Origin of the sequence: Streptomyces tailanensis, from assembly GCF_008386495.1 — a bacterium.
In the GTDB taxonomy this organism is placed as follows: domain Bacteria; phylum Actinomycetota; class Actinomycetes; order Streptomycetales; family Streptomycetaceae; genus Streptomyces; species Streptomyces tailanensis.
In genome coordinates, this window is sequence record NZ_VTHJ01000035.1 from 22,728 (window position 1) to 42,556 (window position 19,829).

General features: G+C 71.7%; 20 protein-coding genes and 3 pseudogenes. 6 read left to right on the forward strand and 17 right to left on the reverse strand.

Annotated elements, in window-relative coordinates:
- Position 1 precedes the first annotated feature (1 nt).
- Positions 2-994, forward strand: a complete 993-nt coding sequence (locus F3T56_RS26330) for an ATP-binding cassette domain-containing protein (RefSeq protein ID WP_149827845.1) — start codon at positions 2-4, stop codon at positions 992-994.
- Positions 991-1,821, forward strand: coding sequence for an ABC transporter permease (locus F3T56_RS26335; protein ID WP_149827846.1), 831 nt, complete (start codon positions 991-993; stop codon positions 1,819-1,821). Before F3T56_RS26330 ends, F3T56_RS26335 begins: the two co-directional genes overlap by 4 nt.
- On the opposite strand, the gene F3T56_RS26340 is transcribed toward F3T56_RS26335, so the two are convergent.
- The 6 genes and pseudogenes from F3T56_RS26340 to F3T56_RS48205 all read right to left on the reverse strand — a co-directional run.
- Positions 1,799-4,978 carry an ATP-binding protein gene (locus F3T56_RS26340; RefSeq protein ID WP_149827847.1) on the reverse strand — a complete coding sequence of 1,060 codons (3,180 nt, stop codon included), beginning with the start codon at positions 4,976-4,978 and terminating at the stop codon, positions 1,799-1,801. The two genes, F3T56_RS26335 and F3T56_RS26340, sit on opposite strands and share 23 nt — an antisense overlap.
- A gap of 41 nt (positions 4,979-5,019) precedes the next feature.
- Complete coding sequence (locus F3T56_RS26345; protein WP_149827848.1) at positions 5,020-5,256, reverse strand: hypothetical protein; 237 nt, start codon at positions 5,254-5,256, stop codon at positions 5,020-5,022.
- Positions 5,253-5,825, reverse strand: coding sequence for a restriction endonuclease (locus F3T56_RS48195; RefSeq protein ID WP_246203877.1), 573 nt, complete (start codon positions 5,823-5,825; stop codon positions 5,253-5,255). The genes F3T56_RS26345 and F3T56_RS48195 overlap by 4 nt, the downstream gene beginning before the upstream one ends.
- A 54-nt stretch (positions 5,826-5,879) precedes the next feature.
- Positions 5,880-6,413, reverse strand: coding sequence for a hypothetical protein (locus F3T56_RS48200; RefSeq protein ID WP_246203879.1), 534 nt, complete (start codon positions 6,411-6,413; stop codon positions 5,880-5,882).
- A gap of 98 nt (positions 6,414-6,511) precedes the next feature.
- Positions 6,512-7,738, reverse strand: a complete 1,227-nt coding sequence (locus F3T56_RS47085) for a serine/threonine-protein kinase (protein ID WP_246203893.1) — start codon at positions 7,736-7,738, stop codon at positions 6,512-6,514.
- 26 nt (positions 7,739-7,764) lie between these two features.
- Positions 7,765-8,406 (reverse strand): annotated as a pseudogene (locus F3T56_RS48205) (arginase family protein); the annotation flags it as partial.
- Positions 8,407-8,435: 29 nt separating this feature from the next.
- Here F3T56_RS48205 and F3T56_RS26360 point away from each other — a divergent pair.
- Entirely contained in the window at positions 8,436-10,103 is a 1,668-nt protein-coding gene (locus F3T56_RS26360) for a dolichyl-phosphate-mannose--protein mannosyltransferase (RefSeq protein ID WP_149827849.1), read from the forward strand.
- Positions 10,104-10,346: 243 nt separating this feature from the next.
- Here F3T56_RS26360 and F3T56_RS26365 read toward each other — a convergent pair whose 3' ends face one another.
- The 5 genes and pseudogenes from F3T56_RS26365 to F3T56_RS26380 form a co-directional block, all read right to left on the reverse strand.
- On the reverse strand, positions 10,347-10,811 hold the full coding sequence (locus tag F3T56_RS26365; RefSeq protein ID WP_149827899.1) for a cupin domain-containing protein: 465 nt from the start codon (positions 10,809-10,811) through the stop codon (positions 10,347-10,349).
- Positions 10,812-10,879: 68 nt separating this feature from the next.
- Positions 10,880-11,092, reverse strand: a complete 213-nt coding sequence (locus F3T56_RS49800; RefSeq protein WP_342786988.1) for a nucleotide-binding domain containing protein — start codon at positions 11,090-11,092, stop codon at positions 10,880-10,882.
- A 103-nt stretch (positions 11,093-11,195) separates the two neighbouring features.
- A pseudogene (locus tag F3T56_RS48215) lies at positions 11,196-11,522 on the reverse strand (four-carbon acid sugar kinase family protein); the annotation flags it as partial.
- 63 nt (positions 11,523-11,585) lie between these two features.
- A complete protein-coding gene (locus F3T56_RS26375) occupies positions 11,586-12,671 on the reverse strand; it encodes an isocitrate/isopropylmalate dehydrogenase family protein (RefSeq protein ID WP_149827850.1) in 1,086 nt (361 codons plus the stop codon).
- Positions 12,672-12,897: 226 nt separating this feature from the next.
- Entirely contained in the window at positions 12,898-13,614 is a 717-nt protein-coding gene (locus tag F3T56_RS26380) for a FadR/GntR family transcriptional regulator (protein WP_149827851.1), read from the reverse strand.
- Between the two features lie 144 nt (positions 13,615-13,758).
- On the opposite strand from F3T56_RS26380, the gene F3T56_RS26385 reads away from it, so the two are divergent.
- Both F3T56_RS26385 and F3T56_RS26390 read left to right on the forward strand, forming a co-directional pair.
- Entirely contained in the window at positions 13,759-14,667 is a 909-nt protein-coding gene (locus F3T56_RS26385) for an SLC13 family permease (protein ID WP_281291908.1), read from the forward strand.
- A 120-nt stretch (positions 14,668-14,787) separates the two neighbouring features.
- Positions 14,788-15,729: a TIGR03619 family F420-dependent LLM class oxidoreductase gene (locus F3T56_RS26390; protein WP_149827852.1), complete on the forward strand. Its 942-nt coding sequence runs from the start codon at positions 14,788-14,790 to the stop codon at positions 15,727-15,729.
- Between the two features lie 7 nt (positions 15,730-15,736).
- Here F3T56_RS26390 and F3T56_RS26395 read toward each other — a convergent pair whose 3' ends face one another.
- The 4 genes and pseudogenes from F3T56_RS26395 to F3T56_RS26410 all read right to left on the reverse strand — a co-directional run bounded on the left by F3T56_RS26395 (position 15,737) and on the right by F3T56_RS26410 (position 17,777).
- Positions 15,737-16,180, reverse strand: a complete 444-nt coding sequence (locus tag F3T56_RS26395) for a hypothetical protein (RefSeq protein ID WP_149827853.1) — start codon at positions 16,178-16,180, stop codon at positions 15,737-15,739.
- Positions 16,164-16,664, reverse strand: coding sequence for an RNA polymerase sigma factor (locus F3T56_RS26400; RefSeq protein WP_149827854.1), 501 nt, complete (start codon positions 16,662-16,664; stop codon positions 16,164-16,166). Before F3T56_RS26400 ends, F3T56_RS26395 begins: the two co-directional genes overlap by 17 nt.
- 80 nt (positions 16,665-16,744) lie before the next feature.
- A pseudogene (locus F3T56_RS26405) lies at positions 16,745-17,370 on the reverse strand (class F sortase); the annotation flags it as partial.
- Positions 17,367-17,777 (reverse strand): Tat pathway signal sequence domain protein, encoded by a 411-nt coding sequence (locus F3T56_RS26410; RefSeq protein ID WP_149827855.1) that lies wholly within the window; start codon positions 17,775-17,777, stop codon positions 17,367-17,369. The pseudogene F3T56_RS26405 and the gene F3T56_RS26410, both read right to left, overlap by 4 nt.
- Before the next feature lie 160 nt (positions 17,778-17,937).
- Here F3T56_RS26410 and F3T56_RS26415 point away from each other — a divergent pair, with 160 nt between their 5' ends.
- Positions 17,938-18,615 carry a maleylpyruvate isomerase N-terminal domain-containing protein gene (locus F3T56_RS26415; protein WP_149827856.1) on the forward strand — a complete coding sequence of 226 codons (678 nt, stop codon included), beginning with the start codon at positions 17,938-17,940 and terminating at the stop codon, positions 18,613-18,615.
- Between the two features lie 51 nt (positions 18,616-18,666).
- Here F3T56_RS26415 and F3T56_RS48220 read toward each other — a convergent pair whose 3' ends face one another.
- Together F3T56_RS48220 and F3T56_RS26425 are read right to left on the reverse strand one after the other, a co-directional pair.
- Positions 18,667-19,050 (reverse strand): hypothetical protein, encoded by a 384-nt coding sequence (locus F3T56_RS48220; protein WP_246203886.1) that lies wholly within the window; start codon positions 19,048-19,050, stop codon positions 18,667-18,669.
- A gap of 269 nt (positions 19,051-19,319) precedes the next feature.
- Positions 19,320-19,724 carry a hypothetical protein gene (locus F3T56_RS26425; protein ID WP_149827857.1) on the reverse strand — a complete coding sequence of 135 codons (405 nt, stop codon included), beginning with the start codon at positions 19,722-19,724 and terminating at the stop codon, positions 19,320-19,322.
- Between the last annotated feature and the right edge of the window lie 105 nt (positions 19,725-19,829).

Sequence of the window (19,829 nt, forward strand, 5' to 3'; positions counted from 1 at the left end):
CATGACGACAACGACACAGGAACTCGCGATCGCAGCCACGGGGTTGCGTAAGTCCTACGGGGGCAAGACCGTCCTCGACGGCATCGACATCCGCGTACCCGCCGGCACCGTCTTCTCGCTGCTCGGGCCGAACGGGGCGGGCAAGACCACGGCGGTCAACATCCTGTCCACGCTGCTCTCCGCCGACGGCGGACAGGCGCGGATCGCCGGGCACGATCTCGTCGCCGAGGCCCAGGCGGTGCGAGCCGCGATCGGGGTCACCGGCCAGTTCTCCGCGGTGGACGGGCTGATCACCGGCGAGGAGAACATGCTGTTGATGGCCGACCTGCACCACCTCTCCAAGCACGAGGGGCGGCGGGTCGCCGGGGGACTGCTGGAGCGGTTCGACCTGGTGGAGGCCGCGAAGAAGCCCGCCGCCACCTACTCCGGCGGTATGAAGCGCCGCCTCGACATCGCCATGACGCTGGTCGGCGACCCGCGGATCATCTTCCTCGACGAGCCGACCACCGGCCTCGACCCGCGCTCCCGCCACAACATGTGGCAGATCATCCGTGAGCTGGTCACGGGCGGCGTCACGGTCTTCCTCACCACCCAGTACCTGGAAGAGGCCGACCAGCTCGCCGACCGCATCGGCGTGCTCAACGGCGGCAAGCTCGTCGCCGAGGGCAGCGCCGAGGAGCTCAAGCGGCTGATCCCCGGCGGGCACGTACGGCTGCGCTTCTCCGACCCGGTGGCGTACCAGAGCGCCGCCTCCGCACTGCGCGAGGCCTCCCGCGACGACGAGGCGCTCACCCTGCAGATCCCCAGCGACGGCAGCCAGCGCGAGCTGCGCGCCATCCTCGACTGGCTCGACGCCGCCGGCGTCGAGGCCGACGAACTGTCCGTGCACACCCCCGACTTGGACGACGTGTTCTTCGCCCTGACCGGCAGCGGCCCCGTCCTCGCCCAGTCAGCCCGCTCCAGCCAGTCCACCGAGAAGGAGACCGCCCGATGAGCGCGACGAAGACCACCACGACGGCCGCCCCCCGCCCCCGGCCCGCCAACCCTTTCCGCGACAACCTCACCATGCTGCGGCGCAACCTCCTGCACGCCCGCCGCTACCCCTCCCTCACCCTCAACCTCCTCCTCACCCCGATCATCCTGCTGCTGCTCTTCGTGTACGTCTTCGGCGACGTGATGAGCGCCGGCATCACCGGCGGCCCCGCGGACCGTGCCGACTACGTCGCCTACCTGGTCCCCGGCATCCTTCTCCTGACCGCGGCCATGACCTCGATGGGCACCGCGGTGTCCGTGGCCACGGACATGACCGAGGGCATCATCGCCCGGTTCCGCACCATGGCGATCTCCCGCACCTCCGTGCTGATCGGCCATGTGATCGGCAGCGTGATCCAGACGCTGATGGCCCTCGTGCTGGTGCTGGGCATCGCGCTGGCCATCGGGTTCCGGCCCGACGCGACGCCGGTGGAGTGGATCGCGGCGGCCGGACTGCTGGCCCTGTTCAGCCTCGCGCTGACGTGGCTCATGGTCGGCGTCGGCCTGGTGAGCCCCAACGCGGAGGGTGCCAGCAACCTCGGACAGCCGCTGGTGATGCTGCCGTTCCTGTCCAGCGCGTTCGTGCCGGTGGACGCCATGCCCGGCTGGTTCGGCTGGTTCGCCGAGTACCAGCCGTTCTCGCCCGCCATCGAGACCCTGCGCGGGCTGCTGCTGGGCACCGGGATCGGCACCACGAACGCCGTGCTGACCGTCGGCTGGAGCCTGGGCTTGGTCGTGCTGGGCTACCTGTGGTCGAAGGCCCAGTTCAACCGTGAACCCCGGCATTGAGCTCACGCAGGGCCACCGCCCGCAGCTCCTCCCGCCCCAGGGCGGCGTACGCCGACACCGCGTCGGCGTACGCCGCCCTGTCGGCGTCCTGGGCCGCCTTCCGGGACCGGGTGAAGGACAGGGTCGGGTACTCCCGCACCGCCGGCATCCGCTCCGCCAGCGCCACCAGCCGTACGGCTGCCTCGTCGCCCCGGGCGAGCCCGGCGAAACCGAGTGCGAGCAGGACGGTGCCGTACACCGGCAGCTCCACCGGAGCCCTGTCAGCGGAGGACCCGGTGGAACCGGACAGGCCCGAGGGCCTGGACAGCATCTCCAGCAGCCGCTCCCGCAGTTGCCCGGCCAGCCCCGCCACCGGATCGAGCCGGCCGTGCTGCGCGTGCGCGGCCAGCGTGGCCGACTGCACCTGGAGCGACCACGGATCCACGAACGGATCGTCGGCGTGCCGCAGGGTCTCCTCCCGCGTCCGCTCCGCCGCCTGCCGCCACAGCCCGAGCCCGACCTCGGTAAGCCCCCGCGCCAGCGCGATCTCCGCCCGGACCGGCAGGTCGGAACTGAAGATCAGGGTGTCCTCCGACTGCTTCTCCGGGGCCGCGGCGAGTCCCAGCCAGTACTCCGCCTCGTCGACCTCCCCGCGCTGGAGGCAGGCCAGCACCAGCCCCGCGTGGACGCCGATCGTGTCCGACCATGCGCCGAACTCGTCGAACGCGTCCAGCGCGGCCCGCAGATGCTCGTACGCCTCCGCGCCCCGCTCGGACTGCAGGCACAGCTCGCCGAGCCGCCCCCGGCTCAGCAGCTGCATGGCCGGATTGCCGAGCGGCACCACGGTGTCGAGCATCCGGCGGGCGTACTCCAGCGCACGCTCCACGTCGTGCTCGGCTTCCCACACATAGCTGGCGACGCACGAGGCGACGCCCGCCAGCAGCGGCTCGTCGGCGTCACAGAGCTCCCGCAGCCGCGCGTACTCCGGCGGGTGTATGCCCGGGACGGCGCACAGGACGGCGGCCAGCGCCCGCGCCAGCGTGTCCGGCGGCGCGGGCGGCAGCCGACGCAGGGTGACGAGGTGGCGTACGGCGTGCGGGCCGAGGCCCATGAAGAGGCTGGCGGTGCACACCGTCGCCGCGCTGCGGGCCGTCTCCACGTCATCCGGGTCCTCGGGGCCCGGGCGGAAGTGGGACAGCGGCCCGCCGGTCTCGGTGGCGAGGGCGGCGAGCCGGGCGTAGCTGGAGCCGGTGGCCCACATGGAGGCCAGTACGGCGGTGAGGGCCGCGATGGTCGGTCCGTCGTCGCGGGCCAGCGCGTGCCGCAGGGCCAGGACGAGGTTGTCCTGCTCGGTCCGGATACGTGCCCAGGCGGCGGACAACAGACCGTCGCCGAACAGCACATCGTGGTGGCCGCGGCCGAAGTCCCGGGCCCAGGACAGGAACCGGTCGGTCACCGCCTCCTCCTCGCCCGCCTCGGCGCGCCGGGCGGCGCTGAACTCCCGTAGCGTCTCCAGCATGTGGAAGCGCACCCCGGAAGGGCTGTCGCCCACCTTGATCAGGGACTGGTCGGCCAGCTGTTCCAGCAGGGCCAGCGTGTCCCCGGTCGCGTCGAGCACGTACTCCGCCGAATCCTCGGTGAAGCCCCCGGGGAACACCGACAGCGCGCGGAGCGCCGCCCTGCCGTCGGGCGCCAGCAGATTCCAGCTCCACTCGACCACCGCCCGCAATGTGCGGTGCCGCTCAGGGGCGTCGCGGGCGCCGCCGCGCAGCAGCGCGAAACGGTCGCGGAGCCGGCGGGAGATGTCGGCCACGGACAGCACCCGCACCCGGGCCGCGGCGAGTTCCACGGCCAGCGGCAGCCCGTCCAGGTGCCGGCAGACCTCGGCCACCCCGTCGGCGGGCAGCTCCACGCCGGGCCGGGCCGCCCGCGCCCGCTGCTCGAAGAGCTCGACCGAGGTCGGCAGGGAAAGCTCCGGCAGCGCGTACACGGACTCCGACGTCAGTCCCAGCGGGGCCCGGCTGGTGGCCAGGACCCGCAGCTCCTTCGACCGCGACACGAGTGCCTGTACGAGATCGGCCGCGCCGCGGATCACCTGCTCGCAGTTGTCCAGCACGAGCAGTACGGGCCCGGAACCCAGGGCGGCGACGATGCCGGTCACCGGGTCGGCGCCGGCGCCGAACTGCCGTCCGTCCCCGGCGCCGACGGCCGAGGCCACCTCACCGGTCACGTCGTCGTCGGCGGTGACACCGGCCAGGGCGACGAAGTGGACCACCGGCTGCTCGGCGGCCCGGCTCACCGCGTGGGAGAGGCGGGTCTTGCCCAGTCCGCCGGGACCGACGACGGTGACCACCCGGGCCGTACGCAACAGCCCGGCCACGGCGGCGATGTCGGCGTCCCGCCCCAGCAGCGGGTTCGGGTCGTGCGGCACACCGTGGCGGACCGGCGCCACCTCCGCGCTCAGCAACTCCTGGTACACGGACCTGAGTCCGGGACCCGGGTCGGTACCCAGCTGATCGCGCAGCCCGCGGCGGTAGGCGTCGTACCGGGTCAGCGCCGCGGCCCGGCCCGCGGTAGCGGCCTCGCAGCGCAGCAGCTCCGCCAGCACCTCCTCGTCCCGCGGCAGCTCCCGGGCCAGCTCGGTCAGGGGCGCCGCGGCCTCCTCCCGCCGCCCCAGCCGGGCGAGCGCGAGGGCCCGGGTGCGGACGAGGGCACGGAACGGCCGGGTCCGGTCGACGCGGAGGGCCACCACCGGATCGTGCAGGTCCTCGCCCGCCCCGGCGCCCACGCTCCCGTCCCACAGGGCCAGGCCCGCCTCGGCCTGTTCCAGGGCGCCCTCATGGTCCCCCGCCCGCGCGCGCCCGGCGCTCTCCGCCTCGTACAGCAGCAGCGCGGAACTGTCGACCCGCGCCTCGTCCAGCGCCAGCCGGTACCCCGTCGGTGTGCTCGCGATCAGATCGGCACCCAGCTGTCCCCTGAGCCGTGACACCAGGATCTGCACCGCCTTGCCCGGCCGCTCCGGCAACTCGTCCGGCCACAGCCCCTCCACCAGCCGGCCGGTGCTGCAGCCGGTGCGCGGATCCTCGGCGAGGAGCGCCAGGAGCCCGCGCAGCCGGGGTGCGGTGATCTCGCGCCCACGACAGGCGACTCGGGACAGCAGGGTCAACTCGGTGGTCACGCCTGAAGGTTAACCAGCTGAGCGCCGGCGGCCACCGGGTCTCAGCCGGTGTGGACGCGCGGCCGGCGGGCGCGGTCCGGTTCCGCCTCGCGCAGGACCTCCCGGGTGACCGGGGCGACCTCGCCCTGGCCGAAGAGGAGGAAGCGGAGGAAGTTGGCGAAGGGGTTGCCCTCGGTCCAGAGACCTACGGCTGGAGCGGCGGCGGCACAGCCGGTGGGAGGTCGTACGCACGGCGCGGAGTCATGACGTACGGCTGACCCCGACCGAGTTACTGTCACTGCCGGACGCGGGCGTCGGCGTCGGCCAGCAGTTGGTGGGCGACCGCGTTGACCGGCTCGACGGCGCCCTGGCGGTCGAAGCGGAAGAGGACCGTACCGCTGGTCTGCGCCCAGGTCCGGGCCTGAGGGGTGTAGCCGGCGGCGCAGAAGAAGACACCCGTCTTGCCTTCGTGGACGGCGACGCCGTGCAGTTGCTGCACGGTGGGCCGGCCGGTGGGCTTGCCCTCCAGCTTGATCTGGGCCACGGCGCGGGCGCTGACCACATCGATGCCGCCGTCCGCGCCGACGGGCGTGACCACCGCGTCGGCGAAGCCGAGATAACGCATCCACTCGGCGGCGATCAGCTCCGCGTCGCGGGTCTCCCGGATCAACCGCTCGGGCGGCCGGCCCGCGGGTATTGCGGCGGTGCGGCGCGAGCCGGCGGCGAGTTCACGGGCCGTCAGAGCCACGTCCAACCCGTGGTTGGAGGTGAAGAGGAAGTGGCGCGCGCCGGAGGCGAGGAGGCCGTACTCGCCGGACTGAATCACCGGTTCCTCGTCGCGGTAGACGACGTCCCGGTCCTTCACCACCAGCGCCCGGTCCGTGACGATCGCCAGCGACCGGCCGCTGTCGGAGGGCCCCTGCTAGGGGCCGACAGCGAGTCCGAGTATCCATTCGTCGGCGGCGACATGGGCCCGGGCCAGTTTGGTGAACCGCACCGCGAGCGGCTGCGGGTCGAAGGGACGCAAGCGGACCATGCAGGCGGCGACCGCGCCCTCGATCGTCGAACCGAGCGGCGGCAACTCCTCCAGCAGCCGCTTCGCCTCCTGCGCGATGTCCCGTACCGGCGGCGTCACACCGGCCGATGAGGCTCCCTCCTCGACCGCCTGGATCGCACGCCGATCGGCGGCGGCCACCCGGGCGGCGGGGCTGAAGTCGGCCCACCACACGACCGCGCCCAGCGAGGCGAGCAGCCCCACCCACAACACCGTCCACGAAGCGAGTACGACCGCCGCCACCGGGCTGACGGCCACCGCCGCACAGCCGAGCGCGGGCGTGTTGATCGCCACGCCGCTCTCCGGCAGACACGGCCCGCCCTCCGCCCGCTCATGCCGGGCCAACCCCTGCCGGGTCGCCATCACCTGCCGGCCACACAGCGGACAAGCCAACGTGCTCATCGCCCCCCACCCCCGCACTTCGCACGCGTCGATCCATCCCCGGCCCGGACACTAACAGCGACCACTGACAACGCCGCAGCCAGGACAGAGATCGTGCGTCAGCCTTGGCGGGTGACGCTGACCTGGACGGTCATCGTGCCCTTGTTGTCCTGGGAGCAGGCCCCAGCGGTGTCGTTCATCCCCAGTTGCAGGGTGCCGTTGCCGGACGCCTTGAACGTCAGCTTCCGTTTGACGGCGTGGACGGGGAAGTCCCGCTTGCCCGTGAGACGCGCGGCCAGGGTGCCGAACGGGGACCCGGCCTTGACCTTGCAGGCTTTCGCCCCGTCGAGCACCTTGTCGGTGTTCGCGTCGTAGCCGGCCGGACCGGTCATGGGCATGATCCGGTAGTCGGCCGTCCACTTTCCCGAGATGAACCGCACGGTGACCCGGTCTCCCCGCCGGACGGAGACACCGGTCACCGACTGCCAGCCGGCCACGGACTGGACGACCTGACTGGTGGAGGTCGTGGTCGCGGTCGTCTTCGGGTCCTGCTTGAGCGGGAGCGTCCCGGTGAGGAAGAGGCCACCCACCACGCCCGCCGCCAGCACAGCCGTACCCGCCAGCGCCCACCACACCCGCTTGCGAACCGCCGAGCGGGACCGCTGCCCGGGCGGGGGGTTGAGCGAGGCGGTGCCCAGCGCGGTCGGCACGGTCTCCACGGCCGGGACGGGCCGCCCCTGGCCGCCGGTCACCGTGTCCGCGTCGCTCAACGGAGCCGAGGGCCGGGACACGCGTACGGTCGCCGACGGCAGCGGCCCGGCGTCCGCCTCGCCCGCCGCGACGCGCGCCAGCGCGGCACGCGCACTGGCCGCCGAGGGCCGTTCGTCCGGGGACTTGCGCAGCAGCGCCTCGACGACCGGGCGCAGCGGGCCGAGCCGCTCCGGCAGGACGGGATCCCCGTATGCGACGGCGTGCAGTGTCGCGGGCCGTGCCGGTCTGCGGAACGGGGACCGGCCGCCGCAGACCGTGGCGAGGGTCGCGCCCAGGGACCACAGGTCGGAGGCCGGGCCGGCCTCCGCTCCCATCACCCGCTCGGGCGCCATGAATTCGAGGGAGCCGACCAGTTCGCCGGTGGTCGTCAGGAACTCGCCGTCGTCCAGGGCCGCGATGCCGAAGTCGGTGAGGACGGCGTTGCCGTCGCGGCGCAGCAGGACGTTGGCGGGTTTGACGTCGCGGTGCAGGGTGCCGGCCGCGTGCACAGCCTCCAGCGCGTCGAGCAGTTGCAGACCGAGGACGGCCGTGTGCCGCGGGGTGAGCGGTCCGGCCTCGGCGATCCGGTGCGCCAGCGAGGGCCCGTCGACGCCTGACGGGTCGCCGCCTCCGCGCCGGTCGCCCGTACGGTGTCGAAGTCGATCGCGTACAACTTCCGCGGCAGCGGCTGCATCCCGGCCTCGGTGGACTCGGCGGTGTCGCGGAAGCCGAAGGCGACGACGTCCTCGTCCCGGAGCAGGGGACCGTAGCCCTCCAGGTCGGTGAGGGGCCGGGGCCCGCGGCCGGTGGCCAGGGCGAGTTCCATCGAGGCCGCCTCGCCCGTCGGCTCCGCCGACGGCTGGTAGAAGTCGGTGTGGCCGTCGAGGAACAGCAGACCGTGGCGGCCGCGGCGACGCAGGGCGAGGAGGTTGCCGAGCAGGATGCTGCAGTCGCCGCCGAGAACCACCGGAAAGCGGCCCGCGTCCAGGGCGCCGCCGACCGTGTCGGCGAGCCGGACGGAGTACTCGGCGATGCCGACAGGGTTGAGGACACCCGTGGCGGCGTCCCGCCGCAGGTCGTACGGCGGGGCTTCGACGCGGCCGGCCCGTATCGCCCCGGGGTGATCGAGCAGACCGGCATCGATCAGGGCCGAGGGCAGGTCCTGGACACCGGACGGGCGCAGCCCGAGCACGGACGGCGCTTCGATGACCGCCGACTCTCGCATCACCCGGTCCCTTCGCCGAGTGCCGTCTCGTACGTCCATGGTGCACAGGCCACCGTTAAGGTCACCCGGTGACGAGTAGCAGCGCGCCGCGTTCCCCAGCTCCTGATGGCACCCGTTCGACGACGGCACCCGACGACTGGAAGGGCCGGCTGCGTCTGTTCGGATACGTCGGGCGTCCCCGGACCGACAGCCGCCGGCTCCTGGTCCCACCGTTTCCGGAGCCGTCGGCAATGGCCTGGCTCGGGCCGGTGTTCGTCGCCGTCTTAGCCGGGGCGATCCGCTTCTGGGAGCTCGGGCGTCCGCGGGCCGTCGTCTTCGACGAGACGTACTACGCCAAGGACGCCTGGTCCCTACTGCGGCTCGGCTACGAGGGCACCTGGCCGGACCGCAAGATCGCGGACCCGCAGATACTGGCGGACCCTCAGGTGATCTCGCTCTCCGACACCGGGTCGTTCGTCGCGCATCCGCCGATGGGCAAGTGGGTGATCGCCCTCGGCGAGTGGATGTTCGGCCTCAACCCGTTCGGCTGGCGCTTCATGACGGCGGTGCTGGGCACGTTGTCGGTGCTGATGCTGTGCCGAATAGGACGCCGCCTGTTCCGGTCAACAATGCTGGGCTGTCTGGCCGGTGGGCTGATGGCGGTGGACGGTCTGCACTATGTGATGAGCCGTACCGCCCTGCTGGACCTCGTCGTCATGTTCTTCGTCCTGGCGGCGTTCGGATGCCTGCTGCTCGACCGGGACCACGCACGTGCCCGGCTCGCGGCGGCGCTCCCGGTGGACGAGGACGGCCCTGCGCGCCCGGACCAGGTCACCGGTGAACAGGCCGGAACGGGGCTGCGTCCCTGGCGGCTCGCGGCCGCCGTCTTCCTGGGACTGGCGGCCGCGACGAAATGGAACGGCCTGTATTTCCTCGCCTTCTTCCTGATCCTCACCGCACTGTGGGACGTCGCCTCCCGCCGCGTTGCGGGAGCGCGCCGCCCGTACCGGGCAGTGCTGCGCAAGGACCTCGGCTGGTCGGTGCTGTCCGTCGTACCGGTCGCCGTGGTGACGTACCTGGTGACGTGGAGCGGCTGGTTCCTGTCCGACAACGGCTACGGCCGCCACTGGGCGGACGGCCGCGGCGGCACCTGGTCGTGGATCCCGGCTCCGCTGCGCAGCCTCTGGCACTACGAGTACGGGGTGTACAAGTTCAATGTCGGACTGGACGCCTGGCACAAGTACGAGTCCAGTCCGTGGAGTTGGCTGGTCCTCGGCCGCCCTGTGCTGTTCCACTACCAGTCACCGGAACCCGGAGAGGCCGGCTGCCACGCGATCACCGGCTGCTCGCAGGCGGTCCTCGCCCTCGGCACGCCGGTGCTGTGGTGGACGGCATGCTTCGCCCTGCTGTACCTGCTCTACCGGTGGGCGCTGCGCCGCGACTGGCGCGCCGGCGCGATCCTGTGCGCGGTGGGCGCCGGTTACCTGCCCTGGTTCCTGTACCAGGACCGCACGGCCTTCGCTTTCTACGCGGTCGTCTTCGTGCCCTACCTGTGCCTGGCCGTCACGATGATGCTGGGAGCGCTGCTGGGCCCGCCGGGAGCGGACGAGAAGCGCCGCGTACCGGGCGCGATGGCCGTGGGCGTGATCGTGCTGCTCATCACCTGGAACTTCATCTACTTCTTCCCGATCTACGCCGGGCAGACGATCCCCTATCCCGACTGGCAGACGAGGATGTGGCTCGACACCTGGATCTGAACCCGGCTCCACCGTACGGGCGGGGGAGCCGCGTTCACCGCGCCGGCGTGAGGTCCCCGGTGAGCGGTACGTCCGGCGTTCCTATGGCGCTCAGTGGTCGGAGCGGTCCACTGTGACGCAGGTGGTCCGGCTGAACACCGACACCGTCTCGTTGCCGCAGTTGTTGCTGTGGCGCGAGGCGTCGGGCGGAGGTTGGACAGGACACCGCCGCTGGGGCCCGGCTGGTCCCCGCCACCGCGATATTCATGTGCGAGACGGTTGATCGGGTACTCCGGCCGTGTGCACGGCGTGCTCGGCGTCGACGCGGGTCGTGACGCCCGTGTCGACGAGGGTGCGGGTGGCGTCCACCGAGGCGTAGATCCACAGGATCCGCATCGGCTCGGTGGGGGAGGCGTTGCGGAAGCGGTGGGGGGTGCCGGCGGCGACATAGGTGGTGTCGAAGCGGGTCACGTGGTGTTCGGTGCCGTCGATCTCCACGATGGCCTCGCCTTCGAGGATGGTCACGCTCTCAGGGCAGTTGTGGGTGTGCAGCGGGATACCGGCCCCGCCCTCGAAGAGGGTCTGGCCGGTGAGGAAGACCTCCGCTCCGATCGCCCGCGTGACCAGGGGGACGGTGCGGGCGCCGCCGCCGCGGCTGAAGTCGGTCAGCTCGGCCGGGCGCAGAACGGCGGGCGGGAAGGCGGCGAAGCAGGGTTGGTCGGGGCACATGTGTGTTTCTCCGTGTTGCGGTTGGCTCAGCCGGTCGGTGCGGGCGGCCGTTTCGTCGCCGTAGGGGCTCACCGGGTCTCCTGGAGGGCGCGGACGAACAGGTCCGGCGCGCCGAAGTTGCCCGACTTGAGCATGAGGGCGAGGTCGCCGTGTGGTGTGGCGGCGTGGGTCCAGGGGACGCCGGGGGCGGCTTCCCCTCCCACGAGTACGGTGCGGATGTTCAGGGCGGTGGTCACGGCTCGGGGACGTCTCACCGCCGGCGACGAGGAGGCGGCGTACACCCCGGTCGACGAGGTGGACCGCGAGCGTGCCGAGCAGACCCTCCACGTAGACGGTGCGGCCGTTGGGCGGGGAGGTCGGGCAGGCCAGGGTGATGCCGGCGCCCGCCGTCTCCAGGAGGGCGTCGCCGACCGGGTCGATGTTGCCCTGGGGGGTGGAGTCGAACGTGGAGCAGTACTTGAAGTAGATCTGGGTCGCTCCCTTGGACCACAGCCACCGCTGAGCGGCGAGGGACTCCTCGGCTGCCTCCTTCGCCGGGGTGGAGCGGGACTTGAGCGCGATCACCACTGCGTCGCAGTCGGCGGGCAGGGGTGTGGTGGCGTCGGGGACGCCGAAGACGAGCGCGGTACGCAGGCCCGCGCGCCGGAAGGCGGCCGCGACATCGGTGCCGCCGGTGAAGTCGTCGGCTATGCAGCCGATGCGCAGGGTCATGGGTGGGCTCTCCTGGACGTACGGGAGGTGCGGGTGATGAGGGAGCCGTCGGTTGACGGTGAGTCAGCCCCGCCCGGCTCCTCCCTCGATGGCCTTGACGACGGCGGCCGTGAACTCCGTGGTGGAGGCCGAGCCGCCGAGGTCACGGGTGGAGGTCCCCGAGGCGATGGTCTGGGCGACGCCCGCCTCGATGATCTTCGCGGTGGCGGCGAGTGCCGCGTCGCCGTGCTTGGCGCCGAGCCACTCGAAGAGCATCGCCCCGGAGAGGATCATCGCGACCGGGTTGGCGATGTTCTGCCCGGCGATGTCGGGGGCGGAGCCGTGGGAGGCCTGGGCCATGGCGCGGTCGGCGGAGGCGTTGATGGACGGGGCGGTGCCGAGCGAGCCGGAGATCTCGCCGGCGAGGTCGGAGAGGATGTCGCCGAACATGTTCTCGGTGACGATGACGTCGAAGTCCTGGGCGCGGCGCACCAGATGGACGGTCATGGCGTCGATGTGGAAGTCGTCCACTGCCACGTCCGGGTACTCCTGGGCCACTTCCTGGCACACCGTGCGGAACAGACCGGTGGTGAGCTTGAGGACGTTGGCCTTGTGGACGATCGTCAGCTTCTTGCGGCGCGAGCGGGCCAGCTCGAAGGCGACCCGGGCGACGCGCTCGGTGGCGGCGCGGGTGATGATGCCCATCGCGATGGCGACACCCTCGACGGGGCTGAACTCGCCGGTGCCGGCATAGGTGTTGCGGTCGGCGTAGAAGCCCTCGGTGTTCTCGCGGACGATCACGAGGTCGGCGTTCTCGCACACGGCTTTCGCGCCGGGGCAGCTCTTGGCCGGGCGGATGTTGGCGAAGAGCCCGAAGTGCTTGCGCAGGGTGCCCGACGGGTTGAGCGCGGACTTGTGCGGCTCCGGGTACGACACGGAGTCGTGCGGCCCCAGGTACCAGCCGTCGAGGTCGGCGAGCACGGTCCCGGTCTCGTGGGGGACCGGAGTGCCGTGCGACTCGATGGCGGTGGCGCCGAGCGGCAGCGTGACCCAGTCGATCGTCGTGCCGGTGGCGTGGGCGGCGGCGGTGGCGATCTCCACGGCGGACGGGACGATCTCGGGGCCGATGCCGTCGCCCTCCAGGACGCCGAGGCGGTAGGTGGTGCTCATGTCCGGTTCCTCTCCGGTCGGTTGGTACGGGGGAGAAGCACATCCGGAGAACCGGTCAACCGATAAACCAGATGAGGGTGCGCGGGGCTGCTCCTGCCCCCGAGGAACGTGCCCTGCCGGTGCTGCCGGTGCTGCCGGTGCTGCCGGTGGTATCGGTGGCGCCGAACGGTGGCGGTGCTGGCGATGCAGCCCCCGCCGGTGCGCCGGCCCTGTCCGCGCCGCCCCGTCAGTCGCCTGTGTTCCGCTCCAGCGCCTCCCGCAAACGGCGAGTGGCGCCCCGCATGTGCTGGGCCATCGCCGCCCGGGCGGCCTGCGCGTCGCCCTTCTCGACCGCCTCGAAGATCGGCACATGGTCGTCGTAGGCGACCGCGCGGGTACGGACCGCGCCGGTGCGCTTGACCCAGCCGCGCTGGATCATCGCGCGCATCCCCTTGAGCATGTCCCGCAGCACCGAGTTGCCGGCCACCTCCGCGAGGGCGGCGTGGAAGGCGGTGTCCGCCTCGGCGAACTCCGCGTCCGGGCACTCCCGCATCGTCGCGAGCCGGGCACGCAGCAACTCCACCCCGGCCTCGTCGCGCGCTTCGGCGGCGAGGCCCGCGATGACGACTTCGAGTTCCGCGCGCGCCTGGAGCATGTCCTTCGCGTCGCGCTCACCGAGCACCAGGCCAAGCTCGAACAGGCGGTACAGCACGTCGGAGTCGGTGCCGCGGAAGTACGTCCCGCTGGACTGCCGGATCTCCAGTAGCCCCAGGAAGCCGAGGGACTTGATGGCCTCGCGGACGGTGGGCCGGTTGACTCCGAGCATCTCGGTGAGCTGACGTTCCGAGGGGATGCGGTCGCCGGGCTGCACCGCACCGGACATCAGGTACTCGATGAGGCGGCGCGAGACCTCGGCGGCCAGCGGTTCCCGCGGCTCGACCGTGATTCTCGAGAGTTCGGCCATGGATTCCCTCACTTCAGGTATTGACGATCAGTCGAGAGTCTAGTTTCCTACCGGCCAACCGGTAGACCGGTTAGCCGCTCTCGGCGGTGCCCCGGTACGGACCCCTGACCCGCCCCACACGTCCGCCCCGCCGCACGCCCGGCCATCAGCCCTGCACCGAGCCGCGCCCCGCCGCCTCCGCGCGGCGCCCGGCCCGTACTACACGTCGCGGCACCCGCACCGGCCGCCCCCGACGGAGACGGCACCACCAGCTACATGATCATCTGCTCGGCGTTCCTGCCGATCTACCGGCGCCTCGGCATGAACCCGCTCGTGCTCGCCGCCATCGCGACCATGGCCCTGGGCTGCATATCCGGTACGACCCCCTGGGGTGGCGCCGCCACCCGCGGTATCAGCGTCCTGCACCTGGACGCCGGCGAGTACTTCGTCCACATGATCGGCCCCATGGCCCTCACCAGCCTGGCCATCGTCGCCGTCTCCTACTGGTTGGACCTGCGCGAACGAGCCAAGCTTGACCCAGAGAAGCTACAGGCCTACCAACTCGAGGTCGCCTCCGGCGAGGCCATTCCCAAGGGCGAGGTCACCTGGCGCATATGGGCCAACGCTGCCCTCACCCTCGCCCTGATGGTCCTGCTCATCCTCGAAGTCGCCGACTTCGTCGTGCTGTTCATGGTCGCCTTCGTCATCGCCCTGCTCCTCAACATCCGCACCATCGAGGAACAGCAGGAACTCATCAAGCGTCAGGCCGCCAACGCCGTGCCCGTCATGATGCTCGTACTCGCCGCCGGCATCTTCACCGGGATCATGACCGACGCCGGAATGATCAAGGCGATGGCGAACGCCGGCGTCCACGCCGACGAGATCGCCCGCGCCGGCGCCATCGGCCAGATCCTCCACAGCGTGGGCCCCGCCTCCGCACCCCTGTGGGTCCTCCTCGGCCGCGTCAAAGCCGACCTCGGCGACTTCCAGAAAACGGCCCCCCGCTGGGGCATCCCCGCCTCCTTCGCCTGCATCGCCTTCGCGCTCCTCACGGGGGCGATCACTGTCACCTAGGGGATGGCCCGGCGCCATGGGGTTGTGGGTGGGGCCGGACCGATCTTATGTTTGGGGCCAAATGAAAGCCGAAAATGATCCTGGGTCTTCCTGCTGCCCGGGAAATGAAGGATGCCGACGATGACCCACACGCCACGCATGCTGCTCGTGCTCAGCGAGAACTGGACCCTGACCGGCGGTCGGGCCGACCTGCCCGCCGCAGTGCGGTGGGCTCGTGAGGCCGAGGAAGCGGGCTTCGACGCGGTCATGGTCAGCGAGCACATCGTTCTCGGCCCCGACGCGGCGGCCGCCGGGATCATGGGCAATCCGCGTGACTATGCGCTCCCCGGGAATCAGGATCCCTGCACCCCCTGGCCCAACTCGCTGATCCTGCTGGCCGCCATCGCCGCCGTCACCGAGCGCCTGCGGCTGGCTGCGGCCGCCGTTCTGGCGCCGTTGCGGCATCCGCTGCTGATGGCCCGGGAGTTGGGCACGCTCGATCTGATCAGCGAGGGGCGGCTGGTGGTGCAGCCCACGGTGAGCTGGAGCAAGGACGAGTACGACGCACTGGGCGTGCCCTTCGGCAAGCGGGGGCGGCTGCTGGACGAGCACCTGGAGGTCTGGGCGAAGGCGTGGGGGCCGTCCCCGATCTCCCACGACAGCGAGCACTACCCCTTCCGGGACGTCTACTTCGAGCCCAAGGCGTACCGTCCGGAAGGCCCCCGGCTGTGGTTCGGAGGGCAACGTCTGCACGGTCCCGTCCTGCGCCGGCTAGTGAAGTACGGCGCCGGCTTCCATCCCCTGGGCAGCCCCGCGCCGGAGGACGTACACCTGCTCAAGGACGCCCTGGCCGCCGCCGGACGGGATGTCGCCGACCTGGAGATGATCGGTGGTACCCAGGCCGAATTCCCCGACGACCGTTCGCCGGCCGACCTCGGTGCCGCGCTCGCGTCGATCCCGGAACAGATGGAGCAGGGTTTCACGACCTTCTGCGTCAAGCCGAACCAGTTCATCGACGACCCGGACGGCGTGGGCGCGTTCTGTCGTGAGGTGATGCGCCGGGTTGAAGCGCAGGCCGGGTGAGTCCTGCCTACCACATAGCCCGTGCGACCGGGGGTGCCGTCGGGGTGAGGGACGGCATGGGGGTGCCGGTGGAGGTGGCCGACTCGGTGGGTGCGGGTTCCTCGGTGGGGTGGGACGGAACGGGCGAGGGAGTCACGGTCCCGGGACTCTCTGCGGGCTCGGAAGGGATGGGCGAGGGCGGTGTCGAGGGGCTGATCGGCGGGGGTGGGGCTGAAGGCGGCGTCGGGGAGGAGGGTCGGGAGAGGTACACGGGGACCGCGATGAGAGCTGCCGCGGCGCAGGTGGCTGCGGCTCCGGCCGCCGTGCGGAGCAGGCGGCGGCGGGCTGCGGCGCGGCGGACCGCTTCGTAGCGGCCGGGCGGTGGGCCGAGGCGGTCGGAAGGCGGTCGCAGGATGACGGCGAGGGGGTCGTCGGGCTCGAACTCCGGGCCGTCGTCAGAGTGTGTGATCAAGGCTTCTCCTCAGGTGGGCGCGGAGCAGTTCGCGGGCCGCGTGGAGGTCGGCCTTGACGGTTCCTTCCTTGCGTCCGGTCAGCACGGACACCTCCCGGATCGGCATGTCAGCGTAGTAGTGCAGCAGGATCGGTACGCGCAGCCGTTCCGGCAGCGACTGCACCAGCAGCCGTACCGAGGGATCGTTCTGTTCGGTGTGGTCGGCCGGAGGGCGGACCGCCGCTTCGGCCGTCGCGCGGTGCATCGCCTTGCGCTCGCGTTCGAGCTTGCGCCAGTGGTCCCGTACGAGGTTGGCCGCGGTGACGTAGAGGAAACCGTGGGGCTCCGACACGGACGTCCAGCGGGCCCACAGGCGGGTGAACGCCTCCGACGCGATCTCGTGGGCCGTCTCGTCGTCGTCGACGAGACGGCGGCACCAGCCGGCGAGGCGCGGATAGAGGGCGGCGAACAGTTCGGACGCGGCCTTCTCGCGGGACCGTTTCAACGCTCTCCAGGGTCGTGCTGTCGTGATGTCGTCGTGCCGCGATGGCGTGATGCCGTCGTGTCGCGATGCCGTGCCGTCGTCCCGCCGCGCCGGCTCAGCGTGGCGAAGACGATCACGTTGTCGCGGTACTCGTCGCCGTCCCCGGTGCGAGGGCCGCCACAGGTGATGAGACGCAGTTCGGGGCGGTCCACGTTTCCGTAGACCGCGTCCGTCGGGAACTCGGCCTTGGCGACCGTCCGTACGGTGTCGACGGTGAACACCGCGGTCGTGCCGTTCTCCAGGCGCGCCTCGATCCGCTCGCCCCGCCGAAGCCGCGCGAGATGGCGGAAGACGCCGTCCCCGTACGCGCCGACCGTGACATGGCCGAGGATCACCGACGGCCCGGTCTGCCCGGGCGCCGGCGAGTGCTCGTACCAGCCCGCCCGGTCGTTCGCCGTGACCGGCGGCACCTGCACACTGCCGTCGGGGGCCAGTCCCAGCCGGATGACCGGGGTGTCGACACCGACGGCCGGGATCCGCAACCGGACCGGCACGGAACGGCCCACCGGACGCCCGGAGCCGGCAGAGGCGCGCGGAGACGGGCTCGTGGTGATGCGGTGTCGGGATCGGTCGGGGCCGGGGCGCCGCCGGTCCGCCCGCCGGCGCAGCCCACGAGCAGTGCGGCGCCGGCAGCGGAGGCGAAGGCGCGCCTGGAGAGGGAGGTCATGCCTCGTTCGCCCGCCGGCGCCGTACGAGAACGACCGCCGCGCCGCCCCCGACGAGCGCCACGGCGGCACCCGCCCCGGCGAGTACGCCCCCGGCCCCGGACTCCGCCGACGTCGGCGCCGCACCGGTGTCGGGCGCGCCGCTGGGGACGACGGGGACCTGACTCGGCACCGGGGTCGCGGCGCTGCCGCCGGCGTCCTCCGTGGGCATGGCCGTCGGCGGGGCCTCGGAGGGCTCGGTGGTGGGCGTGTCTTCGGCCGGGGCGGTGGCGGACGGGGCCGGGCTCGGGGTCTTGGTGGCCGACACGGGCGAGGGGACCGGGCTCGCCCCGTCGGCGAAGGCGGGCAGCGCGCTCGCCAGCACGGCGGTGCAGGCAAGTGCCGTCGCACTCAGGACAGTTCGGCGCATGAGTCGCTCTCTCTCGTCTGTCCGCCCACCGGGTGACCCGGCGGGGCGGTGGCGTTGCAGATCGCACGGAGAGACGAGACGGCCACGGGGTCAGTTGTAAAGAGATGGCAAAGCCCCCGGGTTCGGGGGGAGTTGGCCCGGCGCGGTTACGATCTTCCGCATGGACGGAGTGGAGCGGGGGGCGGTCAATGGCGTCGATGGTGTGGATGGCGAGGACGTACGTCGTGTCGTCGCCCTCGCGGTCGACACCCTGAGGAAGGCGGCTCCCCGGGCGGGGAACAGCGACCCGTGGGACGCCAAGGCGGGCACCCTCGACTGGACGTGCTGGGAAACGCTCGAACATCTCGCCGACGACCTGTTCACCTACGCCGCGAGGTTCGGGCTCGCGCAGCCGCCGCTGTCCGGGTTGCTGCCGTTCCGGACGAGCAGCGACCGAAGCGGCGGCCCCGCGAACGTGTTCTTCGTCGAACGTACGGCCGGTCCCCAGGGGCTCCTGACCGTCGTGGAGGCGTGCGGCGGTCTGCTCACCGCCGCCCTGGCCGCCGCCCCCTCGACCACCACCGCCTACCACGTCTTCGGCCCCTCGGACCCCGAGGGCTTCGCCGCCATGGCCGTCGTCGAGACCGCCGTCCACACCCACGACATCACCCAGGGACTTGGTCTGGAGTGGTCGCCGCCCAGGGAGTTGTGCGAACGGGTCCTCAAGCGGCTCTTCCCCCATGTCGCCCCCGACCGCGACCCCTGGGAGACCTTGCTGTGGGCCACCGGCCGAGCCGCCCTCCCCGGCCGCCCACGCCTCACCGAGTGGCGCTGGTACGGCAGCACGCGGGACGCGTGACTCGTACGCCCGTCCGGCACCCGGTGATCCCGGCGCCGGACGGAGTGTTCCTCACACGAAGAACAGCAACTCCACGCCGACCATCACGTCCACGACCGCGCACCACTCGGCGAAGGTGGGGGCCACGATTCCGTTGAGCCCGCGTATCCGCAGGTGGGCGAAGTCCCAGACGCCGTGGAAGAACCAGCCGGCGGCCACCAGGTAACGGCCCAGGTCCGGATCCAGCACCAACCCCGTGACGGCGAGCGCGCCGAACACGACGGCACCCGCGGCCTGGATCCCGAAGACGGTCCGCCCGTGCGGAGTTCCCCGGAACGCGCCCCACAGCAACACCGCCAGCGCGACCGCCACCATGACGCCCGCCGACGAGACGATCTCCAGGACCTGGAGGCCGAACGCGACCGACGCCCCCACGACGAGTACCGGCCAGGTCACCCTGGGGCTTCCGGCCTGGTGGCTGACCACGTACAGGAGGGGGAGGAGGGGGAGGAACTCGGCGTAGCCGTTGACGGTGTCGGACAGTTCCCCCGAGGTGCCGAGGACCAGTCCCGGGACCGTGATCGCAAGGCCGAACGCCGTGGGCCAGCGGCGCAGCAGTGCCTTGACCGGTCGCCGCTCTTCGGGCGCGCTGTTGGAGGTCGTGGCGGATATGGCGGATCTCCTGAGGTGTGAGTGAGAACAGGGGCGTACGGGGGCGGGGCGGGTCAGGCGCCGTACTCGTGGCGGCGGCGCAGCATGACCAGGAACATCAGCGGGAGCATCAGGACGTGCTCCAGCAACATCGAGGAGTCCGGGCCGATCATGTCCAGCCGGAGCAGCGGGACGAGCGCGAGCGCCGGGGCGAACATCGCGCCGCACATCTCCAAGGCGCTCGGCCAGGAGTGACCACGCAGGCGCATCCAGACCGTCATGCCGACCGACATGTCGAACGCCATCTCCAGGAGGGCGAGTTCGGGATGGCGGGCCGCGGAGAACTCCACGCCCATCAGCGTCAGGACGCCGTGCGTGACCGTGCCGAGGACCAGCATCCCGACGACCATGGCCACCACCATCTCCAGGTAGTGACGGGCGAAGTGCCACCAGTTCGTCGTGCCCTGACGTGTCCGCATGACGGTCTCCTCAAGTACCGGGGTGGGGTATCTCTGGATGTCCCTCAGCCTGCTCGTGGAGAAGCGCCGTCAGTAGTGCCGTGTCCGCACGTCCGTGTGTGGCGG